The following is a 417-nucleotide window of genomic DNA, read 5'->3' as shown; positions in this document are numbered from 1 at the left end:
CACGAAACATGGCGTTTGATAATGCCTCTATAATTGTTCCGTCTTGCTCTATTGCTGCTTGTTTTGCCATATTTTAGTTTTTAGTTGTTGTTAGTTTTATTTTGTTATAACTATATTTTTATAAAACATTTTATAAATACTAACCACTAACTTTCTATACTCTAATTTATGCTACTGCTTTTCTGTTTTTACCAGTTTTCATCAAGCCATCATAATGCCTATTCAACAAGTACGAATTAACTTGCTGCATAGTATCAATTGCAACACCTACCATAATTAGTAATGATGTACCACCAAAAAATAATGCCCAACCTTGTTGTACATCCATTAGCTTAACAATAAAAGCTGGAAATATAGCTATTAGTGCTAAAAATATAGAACCTGGCAATGTAATTTGAGACATTATTTTATCTAAAT

At 29.7% G+C, this 417-nt stretch carries 2 pseudogenes; both read right to left on the bottom strand.

What is annotated here, in order from left to right:
- A pseudogene (gene infA / locus FUA24_RS05145) lies at positions 1–70 on the bottom strand (translation initiation factor IF-1); the annotation flags it as partial.
- A gap of 96 nt (positions 71–166) precedes the next feature.
- A pseudogene (locus FUA24_RS05140) lies at positions 167–417 on the bottom strand (preprotein translocase subunit SecY); the annotation flags it as partial.

The organism is Seonamhaeicola marinus, assembly GCF_008085455.1.
Note: the sequence above shows the minus strand (reverse complement) of the source record. Positions and strands in the feature narration are given on the sequence as shown.